At 69.5% G+C, this 18078-nt stretch carries 20 protein-coding genes and 1 pseudogene; 8 read left to right on the forward strand and 13 right to left on the reverse strand.

The window, feature by feature from the left end; genetic code table 11:
- Window positions 1-20: 20 nt before the first annotated feature.
- The 5 genes from AWW66_RS05280 to AWW66_RS05300 all read right to left on the reverse strand — a co-directional run bounded on the left by AWW66_RS05280 (window position 21) and on the right by AWW66_RS05300 (window position 4545).
- The gene (locus AWW66_RS05280) at window positions 21-1199 is read right to left on the reverse strand and encodes a hypothetical protein (protein WP_067360513.1); all 1179 of its coding nucleotides are present in this window, start codon (window positions 1197-1199) and stop codon (window positions 21-23) included.
- Complete coding sequence (locus AWW66_RS05285) at window positions 1186-1719, reverse strand: SigE family RNA polymerase sigma factor (RefSeq protein WP_067360516.1); 534 nt, start codon at window positions 1717-1719, stop codon at window positions 1186-1188. Before AWW66_RS05285 ends, AWW66_RS05280 begins: the two co-directional genes overlap by 14 nt.
- 158 nt (window positions 1720-1877) lie before the next feature.
- Entirely contained in the window at window positions 1878-2447 is a 570-nt protein-coding gene (locus AWW66_RS05290) for a hypothetical protein (RefSeq protein WP_067360519.1), read from the reverse strand.
- The gene (locus tag AWW66_RS05295; protein ID WP_067360522.1) at window positions 2444-3781 is read right to left on the reverse strand and encodes a hypothetical protein; all 1338 of its coding nucleotides are present in this window, start codon (window positions 3779-3781) and stop codon (window positions 2444-2446) included. The genes AWW66_RS05290 and AWW66_RS05295 overlap by 4 nt, the downstream gene beginning before the upstream one ends.
- Window positions 3778-4545 carry an ATP-binding cassette domain-containing protein gene (locus tag AWW66_RS05300; protein ID WP_067360525.1) on the reverse strand — a complete coding sequence of 256 codons (768 nt, stop codon included), beginning with the start codon at window positions 4543-4545 and terminating at the stop codon, window positions 3778-3780. The genes AWW66_RS05295 and AWW66_RS05300 overlap by 4 nt, the downstream gene beginning before the upstream one ends.
- Before the next feature lie 177 nt (window positions 4546-4722).
- Between AWW66_RS05300 and AWW66_RS05305 the strand changes: the two genes are divergently transcribed.
- Window positions 4723-5976 carry a sensor histidine kinase gene (locus AWW66_RS05305; protein ID WP_157527173.1) on the forward strand — a complete coding sequence of 418 codons (1254 nt, stop codon included), beginning with the start codon at window positions 4723-4725 and terminating at the stop codon, window positions 5974-5976.
- A complete protein-coding gene (locus AWW66_RS05310; RefSeq protein WP_067360531.1) occupies window positions 5973-6641 on the forward strand; it encodes a response regulator in 669 nt (222 codons plus the stop codon). Before AWW66_RS05305 ends, AWW66_RS05310 begins: the two co-directional genes overlap by 4 nt.
- Before the next feature lie 9 nt (window positions 6642-6650).
- On the opposite strand, the gene AWW66_RS34220 is transcribed toward AWW66_RS05310, so the two are convergent.
- Window positions 6651-6854: a hypothetical protein gene (locus AWW66_RS34220; RefSeq protein WP_169807058.1), complete on the reverse strand. Its 204-nt coding sequence runs from the start codon at window positions 6852-6854 to the stop codon at window positions 6651-6653.
- Between AWW66_RS34220 and AWW66_RS36310 the strand changes: the two genes are divergently transcribed.
- From AWW66_RS36310 to AWW66_RS05325, 4 genes are all read left to right on the forward strand, one after another.
- A complete protein-coding gene (locus tag AWW66_RS36310) occupies window positions 6799-7353 on the forward strand; it encodes a cupin domain-containing protein (protein WP_396890621.1) in 555 nt (184 codons plus the stop codon). The genes AWW66_RS34220 and AWW66_RS36310 overlap by 56 nt on opposite strands.
- On the forward strand, window positions 7254-7586 hold the full coding sequence (locus AWW66_RS35105; protein ID WP_396890622.1) for a helix-turn-helix domain-containing protein: 333 nt from the start codon (window positions 7254-7256) through the stop codon (window positions 7584-7586). Before AWW66_RS36310 ends, AWW66_RS35105 begins: the two co-directional genes overlap by 100 nt.
- Window positions 7586-8065, forward strand: coding sequence for an NUDIX hydrolase (locus AWW66_RS05320; protein ID WP_067360538.1), 480 nt, complete (start codon window positions 7586-7588; stop codon window positions 8063-8065). Before AWW66_RS35105 ends, AWW66_RS05320 begins: the two co-directional genes overlap by 1 nt.
- 68 nt (window positions 8066-8133) lie before the next feature.
- On the forward strand, window positions 8134-8469 hold the full coding sequence (locus tag AWW66_RS05325; protein ID WP_157527175.1) for a hypothetical protein: 336 nt from the start codon (window positions 8134-8136) through the stop codon (window positions 8467-8469).
- Between the two features lie 371 nt (window positions 8470-8840).
- Here AWW66_RS05325 and AWW66_RS05330 read toward each other — a convergent pair whose 3' ends face one another.
- The 3 genes from AWW66_RS05330 to AWW66_RS05335 all read right to left on the reverse strand — a co-directional run bounded on the left by AWW66_RS05330 (window position 8841) and on the right by AWW66_RS05335 (window position 11366).
- Window positions 8841-9200, reverse strand: coding sequence for a hypothetical protein (locus AWW66_RS05330; protein WP_067360544.1), 360 nt, complete (start codon window positions 9198-9200; stop codon window positions 8841-8843).
- 448 nt (window positions 9201-9648) lie between these two features.
- Entirely contained in the window at window positions 9649-9828 is a 180-nt protein-coding gene (locus AWW66_RS35110; protein ID WP_245647919.1) for a hypothetical protein, read from the reverse strand.
- A gap of 323 nt (window positions 9829-10151) precedes the next feature.
- The gene (locus AWW66_RS05335; RefSeq protein WP_067360547.1) at window positions 10152-11366 is read right to left on the reverse strand and encodes a pectate lyase; all 1215 of its coding nucleotides are present in this window, start codon (window positions 11364-11366) and stop codon (window positions 10152-10154) included.
- A gap of 206 nt (window positions 11367-11572) precedes the next feature.
- Here AWW66_RS05335 and AWW66_RS32415 point away from each other — a divergent pair, with 206 nt between their 5' ends.
- Complete coding sequence (locus AWW66_RS32415; protein ID WP_342671910.1) at window positions 11573-11785, forward strand: glycosyl hydrolase 53 family protein; 213 nt, start codon at window positions 11573-11575, stop codon at window positions 11783-11785.
- A gap of 5 nt (window positions 11786-11790) precedes the next feature.
- A complete protein-coding gene (locus tag AWW66_RS05340) occupies window positions 11791-13368 on the forward strand; it encodes a glycoside hydrolase family 53 protein (protein ID WP_067360550.1) in 1578 nt (525 codons plus the stop codon).
- Window positions 13369-13560: 192 nt separating this feature from the next.
- On the opposite strand, the pseudogene AWW66_RS34225 reads toward AWW66_RS05340, so the two are convergent.
- The 4 genes and pseudogenes from AWW66_RS34225 to AWW66_RS05355 form a co-directional block, all read right to left on the reverse strand.
- Window positions 13561-13686: pseudogene (locus tag AWW66_RS34225) on the reverse strand (IS5/IS1182 family transposase); the annotation flags it as partial.
- 86 nt (window positions 13687-13772) lie between these two features.
- A complete protein-coding gene (locus AWW66_RS33415; protein ID WP_157527177.1) occupies window positions 13773-14051 on the reverse strand; it encodes a hypothetical protein in 279 nt (92 codons plus the stop codon).
- Window positions 14052-14498: 447 nt separating this feature from the next.
- A complete protein-coding gene (locus AWW66_RS05350; protein ID WP_067360556.1) occupies window positions 14499-17066 on the reverse strand; it encodes a hypothetical protein in 2568 nt (855 codons plus the stop codon).
- Window positions 17067-17675: 609 nt separating this feature from the next.
- Complete coding sequence (locus AWW66_RS05355) at window positions 17676-17915, reverse strand: hypothetical protein (RefSeq protein ID WP_067360559.1); 240 nt, start codon at window positions 17913-17915, stop codon at window positions 17676-17678.
- Window positions 17916-18078 lie beyond the last annotated feature (163 nt).

Raw genomic sequence — 18078 nt, forward strand, 5'->3', positions numbered from 1 at the left:
GCCGCCGCGTCAGACGACGGTCACCTGACGAGCGCGGTGGCCGCGTCCGCCCAGGTGGAGTCGTCCGTCACGGTCCTCAGCTCCAGGCCCTGGAGGATCTTGGTCATCTCGGCGTCGGAGAGGCGCCCGCCACTCGCCACCTGGATGCTGGTTCTGCCGTCCGCGCTGCGGTGGGTGCAGAAGCCGTTGCCGCACTCGATCGTCGTGTCGCCGGTCGTCTGGTTCGAGTTCTCCGACGGCACCACGAAGATCTGGAAGCTGCCGGGGACGTCCTCGCCCTCGACGCCGCCGTACGGCTCGACCAGGCCGGTGGTGGCCGGCGCCGGGTTCGCGAAGATCGCGCCACCGTAGTCGCCGTTCCGGGCCGCCGCGATGCCGTTGAGCCCCGACATGGCGTGCGAGCCGATCTCGACGGGCTGGTAGCCGGCCGGCACGTAGTCGAGCGTGAACGGCAGCTTGGCCGGGGTCGCCCTGGCGGGCTTGAGGCCCGCGACGATCTCCTGGAGTTCCGCCTCGGACGGGTCCTGCGCGGAGTTCGAGTTCGTCGACAGGACCGCCCACGCGTCCGAGTCGTACGACCAGGCGAGCGTCCGGCGGGTACCGCCGTAGGCCGCGTCGCTGACCTGGTACGCCTCCTTGCCGTCGACCGTCAGCTTGGTGGCCCCGCTCAGGCCGGCGGGGTCGAACGCGCCCGGCCGGTACAGCACCAGGTACGCGTAGATCGTCGGCTTCGGCGTGTAGCCCGGCCCGCCCTTCTTCCGGCGGTCGTCGGTCCGGGCGGAGTCGTCGCCGGTGACCGACCTGTCGTTCGTGGTCCGGCTGTCCAGGTACACCGACGCGATCTGGTACGACGTCGACGCCACGACCGGCGCCGCCACCGTCCAGCGGCCGACCTCGAAGGCACCGAACGTGAACTGGAACGGGTCGGCCGGGTACTCCCACGTGGCCGGGCCGGCCTGCTGGGTGACGGCCGACGGTGCCGCCGCCTCGACCACCGTGCCCTGCCCCGTACCCCCGAAGACCGACGGGAGGGTGACCGCCGCGCTCACCGCGACCACGGCGAGCGCCGCGCCCGCACCGGCGAAGCCGGCCCGCCGGCGACGCTGCGCCTTGCGGCCCCTACCGACGATCTCGTCGATCGTGTTCCGGTCCGGCGGCGCGTTCGACGTCGCCAGATCCACCACCTCATGCAACCGCACGGGACAACTCCTCGTTCTCCGCGACCTGCAGGTCGATCTTCTCGGTGGCCAGCACCTCACGAAGGCGGGAGAGCCCTCGCGACGTCTGGCTCTTGGCGGTGCCGACGGAGACCCCCAGGACCGCTGCGCTCTCCTCGAGAGTCATTCCGAGGTAGTAGCGGAGGATCAGGGCGGCCCGCTGCTTGCGGGGCACGGCACGCAGGGCGGCCTGGACCCGGATCCGCTCGTCGGTGGCCGCCGCCGGGTCGCGCAGGGCGACCTCCGGCATCCCGTCACCGGCGGAACGTTCCCGGCGCCACGGCCGGCGGACCTCGTCGACCGCGGCCCGGTACACCATCGTCTTGGCGTACAGGTCGGGACGGTCGAGCTTGCGCCAGCGCGGGTACAGCTTGGCTAGGGCGGTGGCCACGGCGTCCTCCGCCGTGTGCCAGTTACCGCAGGTCAGGTACGCCAGTTTGCGCAGCGGGCCCATGTGGGCCGCGACGAACTGACGGAACCCTTCCTCTTCCTCGGCATTCAAGATCGCCTGCCCCCTTCGACGGAGGTGGAACGGTGGCAGCCACGGAAAAGGTTGCATGTGACGGGCGCCACACCAGCCCCCGGGTAGGTGGACATGTTGACCTGCGGCTCGGCATCGACCAATCGGCACAGCCGCCTGAGCGGCATCGAGGTGGCGAGTCAGCTGATCCGGCGGGGGCCGCGGATCACATAGGCGGCGACACCGGTGACCGCGAAGGCCACGGCGGTCGTCAGGGCCGCGACGCTGTCCGGCGGTTGGCCCGCCCAGGTGAGCAGGTGCAGCGCGAACGGCTCCGGTACGGCGGGGATGCCGGCGGAGACGCACCCCGTCACGACCGGCAGGGTCCAGGCCAGTCGCCGGCCGAACAGCGTCGCGGCCAGGGCGGCGAGCCCGGTGAAGCCCACCGCGTCGCGCAGGACGACGCCGGCCGGGGCGGTCGTCACGACCGTCACCACGGTGCCGGCGAGCACTGCTGTCGAGACCAGGTGCAGCGCGCGGCGGGGCGCCCAGCGGATCGCCGCGGTCGCGTCCAGGGTGGCGTCCGGCCCGCCGAGGCCGTACCCGAGCACGGCCACGCCCAGCGCCAGGGCGAGGGCGGCGGAGGTGACGGCGTGCCGGGGGTCGGCCTGCACGGCACCGAACCAGGCGAACAGCGCCATCGCCGGCACCGCGCACAGCAGCCCTCCCGGCACCTCACGGGAGCGCAGGAACAGCAGCAGGGGCGTCACCGGCCGGCTCCGACGCCGAGGGCCGCAGCCTGGTCCCCGCAGGTCAGGCCGGCCGCGCGGACCGCGGCGACCCGGCGTACCTGCTCGTCGGCCGGCAACGCGGTGAAGGTCTGCCACATCTCGTCCCGGACGGCCTGTTCGGTCCCGAAGAAGTGCTGGCCGGGCACCGGGTGGCTGCCGTGGAGCCAGGCGGCGGCCACGGATCGGGCGCGCAGCACGTCGAGGTACGCGTCCTCGTCGGGTCGGACGCAGAGCGGCGTACCGGCGCCGGCCAGGATGCGGGCGGTCAGCTCGGCGGGCTCGCGGGTCTGCCCCAGGTTGTCGCCGTCCACCCACGCCTCGGCTGCCGGCTGGGCCCGACCGGGATCCGGTACCGCCTCGTGCACCGAGACCGGCGGGTCCGGCAGCTTCGCGAGCAGGCGCAACGCCTCCCGGGCCGGTGCGGCGAGAGCGGGGAGCCGCCGGCTGTGGGCCGCAGTGACACAGACCCGGGGCCCGTCGTCGGTGGTGCAGACCTCGGCGACCGCGGCCGGGTCGGCCGGGAAGGCCTTCTCCAGGGGAACGGTCAGCATCGGCGCGGCGAGGGCCAGTCCGAGTGCCGGTGGGACGACGGCGAGCAGTCGGGCCAGCGGGCTCGTCGCGAGGTACAGCACCAGCCCCCCAGCGGCCAGCCCGCCGAACCACCAGGCCTGGCCGGTGCTCACGGGACCGGCGACCATCTCGAACTCGGAGATCGTGCTGGTGAAGAAGGGCAGCAGCAGGGCCGCCCCGGGATCCGTGATCTCGCTGGGCCGGGTCGCCTCGACCGCCACGAGAAGCGCGGCGAGGCTCCCCACACCCAGGACGGCAGGGGTGTACGCGTACGGCAGCAGCCTGCCCACGCCGAGGCCGAGCCAGCCCGCGGCGACCAGGGCCAGGACGCCGACCAGCGTCACCGCCGGCCAGCCGGTGCCCGGGTAGCCGGCGACGGCCGCGACCTTCGGTGCCCCGCCGGCCAGCACGAGCAGGTAGCCGGCGGCGAGGCAGGCAGCGGTGACCACGGCGGACGGCCGCATCCGCTGCCAGCGGGGAGCCGGTGTGGTGCCGAGCAACTCCTCGACCCGGTTGCGCCGGTCCCGGCCGGCCTGCCAGGCGCCGGCCGCCAGCGCCAGCGGCCAGATGATCACCAGCATGATGCGCTGGAAGAAGGCGAGGATGTTCCACTGCTGGTCCCACAGGGCGGTCTGCCCGGTGAGCGCGAGCACGTAGAGTCCCGTGACGCCGATCGCGGCTGTCGCGGCCCCGGCGAGAAGGGCGCCGCAACGGCGCAGCTCGATCCCGAGGATGCGGCTCACGGCGCCACCGCCAGTCCGGCACGGTGCCGCGCGATCAGCGCGGAGTAGCCCCGTTCGATCGGGCTGTCCCCGGCGTCGTCGGGACCGCCGGCTGCCGCGACGTCGTCCGGTGTGCCGTGGAACACGATCCGGCCGGCGTCGGCCAGCACGACGCTGGAGCAGGCTGCGGCCACGTCCTCGACGAGGTGGGTCGAGACGACGACACAGGAGCGTTCGCCGAGGTCACGCAGCAGGGCCCGGAAGTCGAGCCGCTGCTGCGGGTCGAGGCCCACGGTCGGCTCGTCGAGCAGCAGCAGCTCCGGCTCGTTGACGATCGCCTGGGCGATGCCGGCCCGCCGCAGCATGCCACCGGAGAGGGCCTTCAGCCGTGAGTCCGCCCGGTCGGCCAGCCCCACCCGCTCGATCGCGTTCCGCACGGCACGGCGGCGCCCGGTGCCGGGCACCTCCTTGGTCCACGCCAGGTACTCGACGAACTCGGCCACGGTGAACCGCGGGTAGTAGCCGAACTCCTGGGGCAGGTACCCCAGGGCCCGCCGTACCGCACGCAGGTCGGGCCGCCCCTCCATCGGCTGCCCGAGCAACCGGAGCCGGCCGGCGTGCGGGGGCAGCACGGTCGCCAGTGCCCGGATCAGGGTGGTCTTGCCGGCGCCGTTCGGGCCGAGCAGGCCATGGACGCCGGGGCCCAGATCCAGGTCGATGCCGTCGACGGCCACGTACCGGCCTGTTCTCACTCGCAGGCCCACGGCCTGCACTGTCGTCGTCACGGTCGTTCTCCGCTCGTCGGTTCGGTGCGGCTCCGAGCGTGCGGCGGCGGGGCGGGGGTACGCCTCAGCCGTGTTACCGAGCGACACTGCGGGGGTTCGGCCGAAAGAACTACGCCGCCCCGTGCCGGTTTCGCCGAGACCCTGGTCGGCGGCGTGATCCGGGTACCGTGGCCTGCCGTGCTGATTATCTTTCCGGGACCCCCGTGGCAGCGGGTGATGGTGAGCGTGCTCGCCGTCGGGGCGGCGGGCCTCGTCGTCGTCGAAGGGCTGGACGGTCCCACCCTGCCCGCCACGCTCGGCCTGGTCGTCAGCGGGCTGGTCGCGGTCGCCGTGGTGCTGCTGGCCGAGGCCCGCCCGGTCGCGGTCGCCGTGGCCGCGGCGGCGTCCCTCGCGGTCTCGGTCACTTTCGGGCTGGTGCCGGCGCTGCGCCCGGAGCACACGTTCGGCATCGTGGAGTTCACCGTGCTCTCGGTGGCGGTGATCCGCCTGGTCATGCAGCATCCGCTTCGGCACGCGGCGGGTCCGGCCGCCCTGACGGTCCTCGCGATCGGCCTGCTGCCGACACGGGTCCTGCTCCATCCGGTCAACGTGTCGACCGTGTCGCAGGACGGCGGCCTGGTGGCCGTCGTGCTGACCGCCTGGGTGCTGTTCCTGGCCCTGCTCGGCCTGTACCTGCGCCTGCTGGAGCGCCGCCGGGTCGACCTCGACCGGCTGGCCCGGCAGGCGGAACGCATGGACCACGCCCGCGACCTGCACGACTACGTCGCCCATCACGTGACCGCGATCGTCGCGCAGACGCGGGCCATCCGGTTCGTCACGGGCGCGGGCACCGCGCCCTCACCCGAGGACCTCGACACCCTGCTGGCCGGCGTCGAACAGGCCGGCGGTCAGGCCCTCACCTCGATGCGCACGCTCGTCGGCATCCTGCGCGACGAGACACCCGCGACCGCGACCGCCCACGCCAACCTCGACGAGATGCTGACCTCGGTCGTCGGCACCCTGGCGCCCGGACACCCCCCGCCGACGATCTCGGTCGACGCGGCGCTGTCCCGCCGGCCGTGGCCCCCGGCCAGCCTCGACGCCGCGCACCACACCGTTCTGGAGGCACTGACCAACGTGCTGCGCCACACCAGCGGGACGACCCGGATCGACATCCGGATCCGGATCCACCCCGATCGGCCCGATTCCGCCGAGGTGTCCATCCGCAACGACGGAAGGTCGGCCGGGTCGCCCCTGCCGGCCGGCGGCTTCGGCCTGACCGGGCTGAGCGAGCGGGTACGGGCCGCCGGAGGCGAACTCTCGGCCGGACCCGTCGCGTCGGGGTGGCAGGTCACCGCGGCCCTGCCGATCACCGACCCGCCCCCGACCGGTCGGTGGCGACCGGGGCTGCGCCAGGCAGTGGCCGGCGCAGCCGCGAGGGAGACCCGATGACGATCCGGATAATGCTGGCCGACGACCAGGAGATGATCCGTACGGCTTTCCGCATGATCCTCGGCACCCAGCCGGACATGCAGGTGGTGGCCGAGGCAGCCGACGGGGAGGCCGCCGTGGACCAGGCCCGCCGGCTCCGCCCCGACGTGTGCCTGCTCGACATCCGGATGCCGAAACTCGACGGCCTCGAAGCGACCCGGCTGCTGGCCGGCCCGGCCGTCCGGAACCCGCTCAACGTCCTCATCGTCACGACCTTCGACCTCGACGAGTACGTGTACCGGGCGCTGCGCAACGGCGCCTGCGGGTTCCTGCTCAAGGACACCTCACCCAACCTGCTGGTCGAGGCGGTACGCGCCGCCGCCGCAGGGACCTCGCTGATCTCGCCGGCGGTGACCGTACGCCTGTTGGCCCACCTCGCTCCCCGCCGCGACGCCGAGCCGGAGGCGGTGGAGGCGCCACCCACGGAGCCGCTCACCGAACGCGAGCTCGCGGTGGTCCGACTCGTGGCGCACGGGCACACCAACGACGAGATCGCCGGACGGCTCTACGTGACGCTGTCGACGGTCAAGACACATCTGGCCAACGTGCAACGCAAACTCGCCGCCCGCAACCGTGTCGAGATCGCGGCCTGGGCCTGGCGCAACGACGTCTGCTCCCCGACCTGACCGAGCTGGTCATCGGCGGCAGGGCGGATCGTATGGCGTGCCGGGGAAGTACTGCCGCCATTGGCGCGGGGAGAGAGGGGCGCCGGCCGCCTCGCAGAGCCGCCGGGTCAGACTGTCGATGTTCGGGTCGAGGAGGATGAGCTGGCGGCCTTCGGCGATGTACAGGGTGCTGCTGTCGGGACTGAAGCCTACTGACGTGAGGTTGACCGGCACTGTCGGAGTGGCCACCTCTGTGACGCGGGCCGGTTGGTCGCGATCCCGGCCCGACCGCGACGAGACGGAGATGCTCTGCGGTAAGTACCGGCTCGACTGCAGTCGGAGGCACCCGCTCATGGCAGAGCTACCCGAGGTCGTCCACCTTCCCAGCCGGGTGGGCAGCCACCTCGAACTCCGTGCGGCGATCGACCTGCTCGCCGGTGATCTGGACGAGCGGCGGCCCGGTTCCTGCATCGCACTCCCGAGCCTGCTCGACCTCCTCCTCGTCTACATGATCCGCTCGTGGATGACCGAGACCGTCAGCGGAGTCTGGCCCGGCGCCCTGGGTGACCCGGTGACGGCGCCGCCCTGCGGGCGCTGCACTCACACCCGGCCGCCCCGTGGAGCGTCGACCTCCTGGCCGCCGAGGCGGGCGTCTCCCGACCCACCCTGGCGCGCCGGTTCACCACCCTGGTCGGCCGCCCGCCGATGGCGTATCTCACGTGGTGGCGCGTGATCCTTGCCGCCTCCCTGCTCCGTGACACCCCGGACACCCTGGCCAGCATCGCCGGCCGAGTCGGCTACGGCAGCCCGTACGCACTCTCATGCCTTCGAGAGAGAGTTCGGTGTGACACCGGGGCGGTATCGGGCGAAGGCCGCAGAACGATCCACCCCGCACCGCGAGTAGCCGATCTGTCGATAACCTGGGTTCCTGTAGCCAGGGAGGCCGTAGAGATGGACCTCGCTTGATGCGCGACGTGCTTGCGATCGATGACGACGGCAACGCGTTGGTCGCTTTTCACCGGGCCGACGAGGAGGCCGGGGTCGTTGACGCGCCGCTACCCCTTTCCCTGGTGGCGTGGTGGCATGACGAGCGGCTGCTGCTCGTCTTCAACCGGTACCGCCAGCAGTGGGAGCTGCCCGGCGGCATGATCGACCCCGGGGAGACGCCGCGGCAGGCGGCCGTCCGCGAGCTGCGCGAGGAGACCGGGTACGCGATCGAACAGCTGGTCTTCGCCGGCTACGCACGGTTCGCGCTCGGCGCCGAGCAGCGGCCAGAGTACGCGGCTGTTTTCACCACGGACGCCATGCCGCACGGTGACGACTTCAGGCCGACTCAGGAGATCGGCGCGATGTGCTGGTGGGATGACGGACAGCCGCTGGCCGGCGGGGTCCAGCTGCTCGATGTACTCATCGGGCGGCTTGCCCGACCGGGTGCCGACGGTTGATAGTGCTTTGTTAGGTCGTTGTGGCGTGTCGCTTGTACGAGCTTCGTGGCGGTGTTTGGCTGCGGTGCGTGGATGAGCGGGAACTCGTTCGGGTGCGGGCGCGGTTGGAGGACTTCGCGGCCGGGATCTTCGCGGGGTTGCGCGACTGGCAGCGTGCGGACGCGGGGCCACGCCTGCGGGCCTTCGCCGACGCGTACGGGCTGACCGAGCAGCAGCGCCGCGACCTGGTCCCACTGCTGACCGTACGGACCCGGGCGATGCACGACTTCCTGCGGGATCAGGCCGCGCTCGCCGTGGAGCCCTGGGCGACCCACTGGCGGACCGGGCACGGCGACGCGTGGCGCTCAGACGCCGAGTACACCGAGCGCCACACGGACCGCTGGTTGACGGCACTGCTGAACTGAGTGCGAAGCCCAGTTGACGTAGACCGGCTCACCGGCGTCGTCCCTACGGTTGCCGTCCACGCCGCCGTAGATGATGCACGCCGGGTCGTCCGCTGCCCGTGATACGGGGAATGGCGACCGCCCAGCCAGTCCCGCCTCCTCGACCGCGGCGGTGGAATCGGGCACGGGATAGGTGGCGAGTCAGCGGCTCCGGCGGGGGCCGCGGATCACATAAGCGGCCACACCGGTGACCGCGGTCGTCAGGGCCACACCGCTGTCCGGCGGTTGCCCCGCCCAGGTGGGCAGGTGCAGCGCGAAGATCAAGCGCACGAACAAGCCGCTGCCCGGTCGGATTGGGCTGGCCTAGGACGTACCCGGCAGACGGATACCGGTCAGGTGCGTGTCAGGCGCTCGGCGTGGTCGGCCTCTTCGGCGGTCACCTCGCTGGGTCCGCTGAACCGAAGCCGCCAATGGGTGACCGTCCCGTCCGGGCCTAGCAGCTCCCCGCCGGACAGGGTTTCGTTGATGCGCTGGCGCACCAGGCCCTCGGCGTCCGGCTCCGCGGCGAACAGTGTCCGGAGTTGGACCAGGTCGCCGACCCGCTCGGTTTGGGTGTGGTGTGCCGCCAACGGGCATGGCGGGTGGTGATCCCAGTGACCGCAGAGGGCGACGGTTATGGCCGCACCCGGCGCCCGAATGTCGGCATCCGGCTCGACCACGAGGACCGCCTCGTGCGCGAACGCTTGGCGCATGGGGTCAGTTTACCGGGGTCCGCGTGCTGCGGCACTTGCCTCGGACGAGGCAGAACGAGGACGACCAGCGCCAACAAGAAGCCGGCGCCTGACCCGGTTCGCCTCACGGTACTTCTCCGCCACAGAGGGACCGTTTGTCGCACTCGCTCCGCCGAACTGAGCGCTCGACCCGGACGTGATTGAGGCTTCTCAGGCCTGGCAGCCGTCCCTCAGTCGCGGCGCCTGAGAATGGGGGTACGAGCTGTTGACGTGCGCTCGAACTCTGTCAACCTCTGCTAGGAGACATTCGAGCATGGTGTACACGACCCGGGTCGCCCGGCAAAGCGCTGTGATCCTCGCCTGTTGATGGTGGCCGGCGGCCGAGCCGAGCACCTTTACGCGGCCTCCGCCGCCTTCGAATGTTTGTGGCCGGGGATGAGTCTGATGGTTGCTTCGGCGGCGGTCTTCTTCACTTCGACGAGGACGAAGTCGAGGTGTCGGCGGTCAGTTTGTAGGAGGAGTGGCCGAGGGTGTCCTGAATTTTCTTGATCGTTGCTCCGGCCGCGCAGCCCGGACAGGCCACCACCCCTTCAGGAGTCCGAGCCCGCACCAGAATCCGCTCGCCCTCGTCCGTGACCTCATCGATCACCGACGGGGACAGTCACGAGAACAGGCCGTTCGTTTGACAGACCCGCACTCGATGGCCGGTGCCGCACCACGTCCCGGAGGAACCCCCGTACCCGCAGGGTGCGGACGCCGACCGCTTGCCGAACTGTCGCCGCTCCTGCCCGGGTGGGGACCGCGCCAACGTGGACGGTAACGATCCGAAGCCATCGGACGAGGCAACATCACATGATCGGGTCGACGGGCAGTCGGGCCGGGCGACTGAAACTGTCACCTACCGTTGCAGCAGACCTTGGGGGGCACCCGCCGTCAGGCGGGTGCCCCTCTGCGAACAAGCGTGTCTAGTGACTACCGGAAGGTGACGTCACTTCTGTTGACCTTGCAGTTGGCGTCGTTCCAGCCCTCACCGAGGTAGCTGGGTTCGCTGCCCTTGGGCACACCCTTGTACTTGCCACAGATGGTGGCCGAGCCGATGACGACCACGCGAGTGATCGTCGCGGTGTCGTTCCAGTTGCTGTTGATTCCGGCGAGCATGTCGATGTCGTCGACGAGGACGTTGTCGATCCGTACGTGGCGGGTGTGCGAGGTGGAGCAGTTGCCGCAGCCGCGGTACAGCTTGCCGGACCCCTTGAGGTAGAAGCCGGAGATGTTGACCGTGCCGTTGCCGTTGTGCTGGAAGGTCTTGTCGCTGCCGTTGCGCGCGCCGCCACCGATGACGTAGGAGGTGCCGCCGTTGGTCTGCTTGAAGGTGGCGGCGTCCTCGCCGATGTCGTTCCACCACACGTTGCGCAGCGTGCAGGTGCCCTCGCAGTGCACGCCGTCACCTGCGGGCGAACCGAGGATGACGTTCTGCAGCGTGCCACCGTTGGCGATCTTGAACATCGGGTCCTGCGACTCGCCCTGCCCGCCGTCACCGATGCAGCAGTAGGTCTTCATCCCGCCGTCGAAGGTGCCGGAGACGCTGACCGTGCCCGAGATGCTCGCCGAGCCAGCCGACGACGGCCACGCGCCAGTCGGCGTGCCGGGGTTGCCGGGTGGCGGGCTGGACGGCGGACTGCTGGTGGGGCTGGAGGTCGGGCCGGTGGTCGGGGTCGACCCGCCGCTGGAGTACGTCTCGACCTCGGCGATCCGGGGAGTGCCGGACGCGCTGGTGATGACGAAGGAGATCTTCTTCAGCGACGTCGAGGAGAAGTTGATGGTGCTCGGGGCGCTACTGCCGCTGGCCAGGACGGAGCCCGTGTCGTGGTTCTTGAGCTGCCAGCCGGTGATCGAACCGCCGCCCGACGCCTGCGCGATGACGGCCGAGGACACCGTGGTGGCGCTGCCCCACTTGACGGAGACCGTGCCGGTCGAGCCGCTCGGCGACCAGTAGGTGCTGGCGTTGCCGTCTATGACGTTGCCATAGCTGGTACCACTGGCCTTGCTGGAGCCGTCGGCGCCGGCACCGAGGCTCAGGTTCGTGGCGGCCGAGGCGTTGGGAACCTGCAGTGCCAGCGCGAAGACGGCACCTGCGACCGCAGTGGCACTGCCGGCCAGCCACCGTGTGGCGACTTTGCTTCTCATCCGATGTTCACCTTCCAGACATGGCAACGTGGTATGGGGAAAGCGCTTTCCGACTACGATAGAGAATAGTCAATGATGAGGCAAGGGTCACACCCCTTCTGTGTATCTATGCTGCAGGGAGTCCGATATGAGCCCGAGCACCGCCTGGGCTAGTGCCTCGTCATGCAGCCTTGAACGGGTAATCCGGCTGGCGGATCTTGGAGCCGGTGGCGAATCCGGTTGTCGGGCGTGCTCCCGTCCCCGGCATGCTCGGCGTCTTCTACTGGGAACCCACCTGGACGGCGGTGGACGGCGCCGGCTGGGACCCGGCCGACCCCACGTCCGGCGACGGCTGGGAGAACCAGGCCCTGTTCGACTACTCCGGCCGCGCCCTGCCCGCCCTGTGGGTCCTCGGCGAGACCGCGGCGAGGAAACGGTGAATCCGATGAGAACGATGTGGCGGACCATGGCGGCCGGCCTCGGCCTGGCGCTGATCGCGGGCGGGCTGGTGGCCGCCGGCCCGGCCACCGCGGCCAGCACGCTGACCAACGCCGGCTTCGAGGCCAACGGCGGTACCCAGACCCCGAGCGGCTGGTCCGAGTACTCGGCCACCGGCCAGCAGAGCGCCAGCTACACCGAGGCCGGCGGGCGGACGGGCAGCTACCGGCTCTCGCACTGGGCGGCCGGGGCGTACCAGGTCGAGACCTACCAGCACCTCGACGGCCTGGTCAACGGGTCGTACACCGCGCGGGCCTGGGTCCGCAGCGGCGGCGGCCAGGTGGCCGCGTACCTGGCGCTGCGCAACTGCGGCGGCGCCGAGCAGCGGACCAACCTGCCCATCACCGGCACCTGGACCCAGATCTCGGTCACCACCACCGTCACCGGCGGGCAGTGCACGGTCAGCATCGTCTCCAACGCCCGGGCCGGAACCTGGATCAACGTGGACGACGTGGAGTTCGTGGCCAACGGCGGCACCACGCCGCCCCCGGCCCCGACCGGCTTCATCAGGGGCGCGGACGTGTCGACGCTGAAGAAGAGCGAGGACCGGGGCGGGGTCTACCGGGACTCCGCCGGCAACCAGCGCGACGCCCTGCAACTGCTGCAGCAGAACGGCGTCAACTACGGCCGGCTGAAGGTCTGGGTGAACCCGGCCGACGGTTACAACAACCGTGCCCGGGTGCTGACCATGGCCTCCCGGATCAAGGGCCAGGGGATGCGGCTGCTGGTCGACTTCCACTACTCCGACACCTGGGCCGACCCCGGCAAGCAGTACAAGCCCGCCGCCTGGAACGGCTACACCTTCACCCACCTCCGCGACGCCGTCTACAACCACACGTACGACGTGCTCAACGCGCTACGGGCGCAGGGCACCCCGGCCGACATGGTCCAGGTCGGCAACGAAATCAACGACGGGATGCTCTGGCCGGACGGGCGCAGCAACAACTTCGCCAACCTGGCCCAGCTGCTCACCGCCGGCAGCAACGCGGTGAAGGCGGTCAACAGCGCCACCCCGGTCATGCTGCACCTGGCCGAGGGCGGCAACAACACCCAGCACCGGTGGTGGTTCGACCAGGCCACCTCGCGCGGGGTGCCGTTCGACGTCATCGGGCTGTCGCACTACCTCTACTGGCACGGCTCGATCGGCAGCCTGCAGTCCAACATGAACGACCTGGCGTCCCGGTACGGCAAGCCGATCGTGGTCGTCGAGACCGCGTACGGTTTCACCCTCAACCAGGACGACAGCGAGCCGAACATCTTCAACTCGTCCCTGCAACAGGCCGGCGGCTACCCCGCCACCCCGCAGGGGCAGGCCGACGCGCTACGGGCGGTCTTCAACGCCGTCAAGGCGGTGCCGAACGGGCGCGGTCTGGGGGTCTTCTACTGGGAGCCCACCTGGACCGCGGTGACCGGCAACGGCTGGGACCCGGACAATCCGTCCTCCGGCAACGGCTGGGAGAACCAGGCCCTGTTCGACTACAACGACCGGGCGCTGCCGGCGCTCTCGGTGTTCAGCACGGTCTAGCCCCGCGCGATCGAGGAAGGCCCGGCACCCCCGTGCTGCCGGGCCTTTCCGACTGTCAGCGGCCGGCGCAGAGCGCCTCATCGACCAGGCCAGCGTCCGCAGGGCCACCGTCGTGGCGGGCCGCCCAGCGCGGAGAGTGCGGCCTTTCCGTGGGACATGACGACTGGCATCGCCGGCCAGTCAGCCGGCCAGTCGCGCTGGCCGCGGCCGGATGCCCTTGGCGCGTACGGCCCGGCGGTACGTGTCGTGGTCGTACGCACGATCGGCGAAGAGCTGGTCGGGGCGCTGGCGGGGTCGGCCTGCTCGGGCGTTTCCGGGCTAACCGGTGCCGAACGGTACGCGCGCGGTTCGCCGCGCGGCGTTCAAACCGTTACGTAACGTCCCCTATTTCGATCTTCGTCAGGTCAGAGGGCCGGTTGCCGAATGCAGGCCGAATTCGGAGCGGCTGTGGGGGTGCAGCTGCAGCTGGCCTGACCTTTACACTCGGATCTGCGCAGCCGACACGAGCCGGGTGGGATCAACTTCGAGGACACGAGCCGCGCCAGCAACTCGCCCTGCAGGGTGAGCACGACCTGAGCCCGCTCGTCCTCCTCCATGTAGCTCAAAGACTGGTTGCCGGAGTAGTACCGCTCCTCATACCAGACGAGTTCATCCCGAACCATCCACCCGGTCAGCTCGGGCACGCTGATTTGCTCCTCCTGAACGACCGTCCGAGGTGGGAGCGGGAAGAGCCCGAAGATCGAGCGTTCCTCACGACGAGAAACCGACCTGTGCTCGACCCTAGAGGTGATGACAGTGGTCGGACACCCAGCGTCCCTGAACATTGCGGATAGCCTGCGGGCGTAGGCAAACAACGAAGATGTCATGCATCAGTCCTCGGAGGGCATATCAACGTCTGCGAGGCCGGACCGTCCCCGCATTGGACCGGTTCCTGGTTGCCCGCATCGGCAATCGTCGTGCATGTCTCGGGGAACATGGTTCTTACGTCGGTGATGCGACAGCAGACTCACTGTCGCTTACCGAGCTTGAATAGCCAGGTTTGTCCGTTCTGGTCCGGCGCGAACCGAGATGACCCTGGGGTGCCAGTGATGCGGGCGAGGCGCTGTGACGATGCCGGTTCGAGGTCGCCTTCACCTGGCTACCCAGGGCGGGCCGACGAGTTTTGTAATGATTCGGCGCCAGCGCTGGTCGACCTGGGCATCGTCGCGATTGCTGAGATGTACGGCGGCAAAGGTCGCGTCGTACCCGGCGTGAACGAAGAGACGGTCGATGAATCGCAACGATGGACTGCAGTTCCGTCGGCGTACCTCCCACTGCTCCCGGACCGTTCGTACCTCGGCATCGTCCCGATGGCGCAGCGCCCGGACGAGCATGACCGCCCACTCTCGCCACCCGTGCGAGCCGCCCTGTACGTCGATGATCGACTGCATTTCCGTGAGGACGGCGTCCACGGCCTTGGGCTCCTTGCGGAGACAGATCGCTTTGGCGGCCAACGACGTCCGCAGCGTCAAGGTCATCCCGTAAGCATCGATCTCGGCTATCAGGGCATTGCAGTCGTCGGCGGTGATCCGTCCCGCCACGGCCGACCGCCACAGCACCGTCGCATCGTTCTCCAAGGCAATGCGGTGCTGGCCAATACCACACAGGTAAGCAGCCCGGGCCGCAGCGCCGTTGATGCCCTCCGTCGAGTTTCCTCGCTCCCACGCGAGGTCGCTACGGAGCCGCTGCTCCTCGGTGGACACCGAGGGAGGAGACTGGCGCAGCAGGTCCCTCAGTTCGCCGTAGCGGCACATGCCGTAGAGCGTGCGGCCCACCTGATAGCGCAAAAGTGAGGAGCCGGGTTCCTGTGCGTAGAGCGCCGAGAGTAGTTCGAGCGCGCGTTGCTTGTCACCATAGGCACGTTCGGCGTACGCGAGGAAGATGCGTGTCGCGCGGGCGATGTCTGGACGTAGCGTCTTGGTAGTGAGTTCCGTCAGGTAGGCGATGCGCTGCCGGTTGGTGCGGCCCTGCCACGCTCGGAGGAACGTCGAGAGCTGCCCAATCCAGGTCCGCTGGTTCGGAGGCGGCATGCGGTCGGCCGTCAGGGCCATGCCGGGCAAGTCGATGAGCGCCGTGCGCAACCAGGGCGCCTCCAGGTCGTGGTCTGCGCAAATTCCGGCGCACAGTTCCAGGATGTCGCGTCGCAGCTCGACGGAATCCGGGCCGGCGTCGTGGCGCTGCCGCAGCACTTCGAGAAGCGATTCCGCCCGAGCTCGCCGGTCCGAGACGCTCCAGGCCCCCGGATTGTGCACCGCCTCATCGGCGACCGCCGAACGGATGGCATCGTGCAGGCGGAACGGGAAGGTGACGTGATCGTCGCGGCGCACCAGGGTGCGACGGCAGAAGCGGGCGACGTCCCCACTTAGACGCTGTGCGGCCTCGGCCAACAGCGCGGGATCGAACCGCGGCAGCAGACTCGCCGTACGAGCGATGTCGCGCTCCTCATCGGGAAGGTCGGCGAAGACCCGGCTGACCAGCGCCGGCAGCGGAGATCCGAAGGTATGGACCCCAACTCCGCCAACGGCAGCACTGCGCGCGATGGACAGGGAGAGATCGAGGTATAGGGGAAGGCCGTGGGCACCATCCCGGATCAGCTCGATCGCCTCATCGGTGAGCACCGGATTGCCGCCCCGACCCGACGCCCTGTTCAGATAGCGCAGGACGTCCTCATCCGCAAGGTCCCCGACGAGGTGTTGCCGTGGCTCGTCCTCGGCGCGCAGGCTCAGCCCGGGCCAAACGTGTCGTCCGGCAGCCGGCAGCACGCCGATCAGGGCGGGATCAGCCCAGTCGAGGCTGCGCTGCGAGGTCACCACCCACAACACTCCGGGCGTAAGGTGCACGATCCGGTTGACGAGCCGCTCCTGGTGACGGTCGCGCCCCTGAATGTATTCGAGTGAATCGACGAACGCGACCACCAACGGCTGTTCGGACCGAGTAAGGCGCTCTATGTCCCAGGTGAGCAGGCCTGCCAGGCTCGCGGCGACGTATGGCGACGCGTCCGTGGTGGCGTGCTCCACGATAGTGATGAGAGGCTGGCAGTCGTTCAGCGTCCGGTCCCGCAGTCGACGACTGCGAATCGCCTCGATGATCCTGATACCGGTCCTGGCGGTCAGCTGGCCCACCCCGAAACCCAGGGCGACGTCACCGATGACGTCACCGATGGTGTCAATCATCTGGCCGCGGACGTCGAATCCAGTCGAGTGCGAAAGGTCTGGCAGGGCGATGCCGAGGCGGGCCACGGACCACCAGGCGGCAAGACCCAAATCGAACGCCGGAAACCTCCGGCCGGCGCGGGCAACAGCGGCACGCAGTCCGAGTACGACGTCAACGGCATCGACCGCACGGACACCATGGAGATCGAATCTGCTCGTCCGTACGGGATGGTCGAGCTGAAGTGGCTCCCCCCATCCCGAACCGGGAAAAGCCTCACCGAGGATCCACCGCTGCAGCCGTTGCGACAGTTCGGTCTTGCCAATTCCACCGACGCCGTAGAAGCTGAGAACGTTGCGCCGGCTCAATTCGGCCAGCGTCGCGGTTCCGTCGATGACGCATTCCAGGTGGTGCAGGACAGCGCTACTAAATGCCGCGCTCTCCGCAACTCGGCCGGTGAACAGGTCCACAGCACGAAAGTCGGGCTCGAATATATTGTCGAGTGTCATCGATGGCAACCTGGGGCCAGAAGTCGTCCGAGACATCGGCTTCTGGAGCGGGCAAGATAGCCTTTGACGGCGGTCGGAATTGCGAGCGTAAGCTCAATTCGCAGATTAATGGCGGCTAGGCGTGACTGGTTGATGAACTTGATCCGATAGCGGAACAACACGTCCACCACAGTCTCCTCGACCACAGCCGAAGAGATCGACCCTTTCGCGTTGGAGCGAACTGACCTTAGCGTGAACAACCATGCAGCGGAGGTGGCCAAACTGGCGATCAGGCCCAATGTTAGGTGGGTTTCAATGAACACTGCGCTCCTGGTATCTGCGGCCGAAGTTTACATGTGAATATTGAAGCATGCCAGGGCCGTCTTTCGACCTGTCCGTCCGTCCATAACGTTGTCCGCTCATCGGCAGATCCGGAAGCCACCAGGAACAGCCCCCGTCGCCCAGCGCAATCATCGAGTCGCTCGCCTCCCGACGTCGTCGGACTCACTCGCGCTCTCGGACGCCGATCACCGCTATAGACGTTCAGGCGTACCTGGCTCTGCACTGGTGCCTGTACGCCGACAGCGCGCCGGTCTCTCTGCCGGTGTCGCAGCCGTTCCACGATCCACATCAGCGCGGCGAGGGCCTCGACCAGCCGCAGATGGTGACGACCGTCTGCGGACCCGAGCCATACAGCAGCGCGCCCTGCACCACCCCGATCACACACGCCACCCGTAGCGTCGTGACCGCGTGCAGCAGCACCACCTCCACCCCAGCCAGGGCCACAGAAGGCAGCACCGCGATCAGGATCAACCCGACCGCGCCGGAGTAGAAGACCGTCGTGCCGACGGGGCGTCGACGGGCAACCAACGGGAGTTTCGCAGGGCGAGGTTCGGATAGCTGTCGGTGGACCTAGCCGGCAGCGCCGGCCGTGCGACCGGCGACATCGGCTGTCGGAGGACCGCCCCGCCCGATCGGTGCGCGGCTATCCGGCGGGGGCGTCCGGTACCTGACCACTCCGGTACGGGTCGGC

It is taken from the genome of Micromonospora rosaria, assembly GCF_001567585.1.
Classification (GTDB): domain Bacteria; phylum Actinomycetota; class Actinomycetes; order Mycobacteriales; family Micromonosporaceae; genus Micromonospora; species Micromonospora rosaria.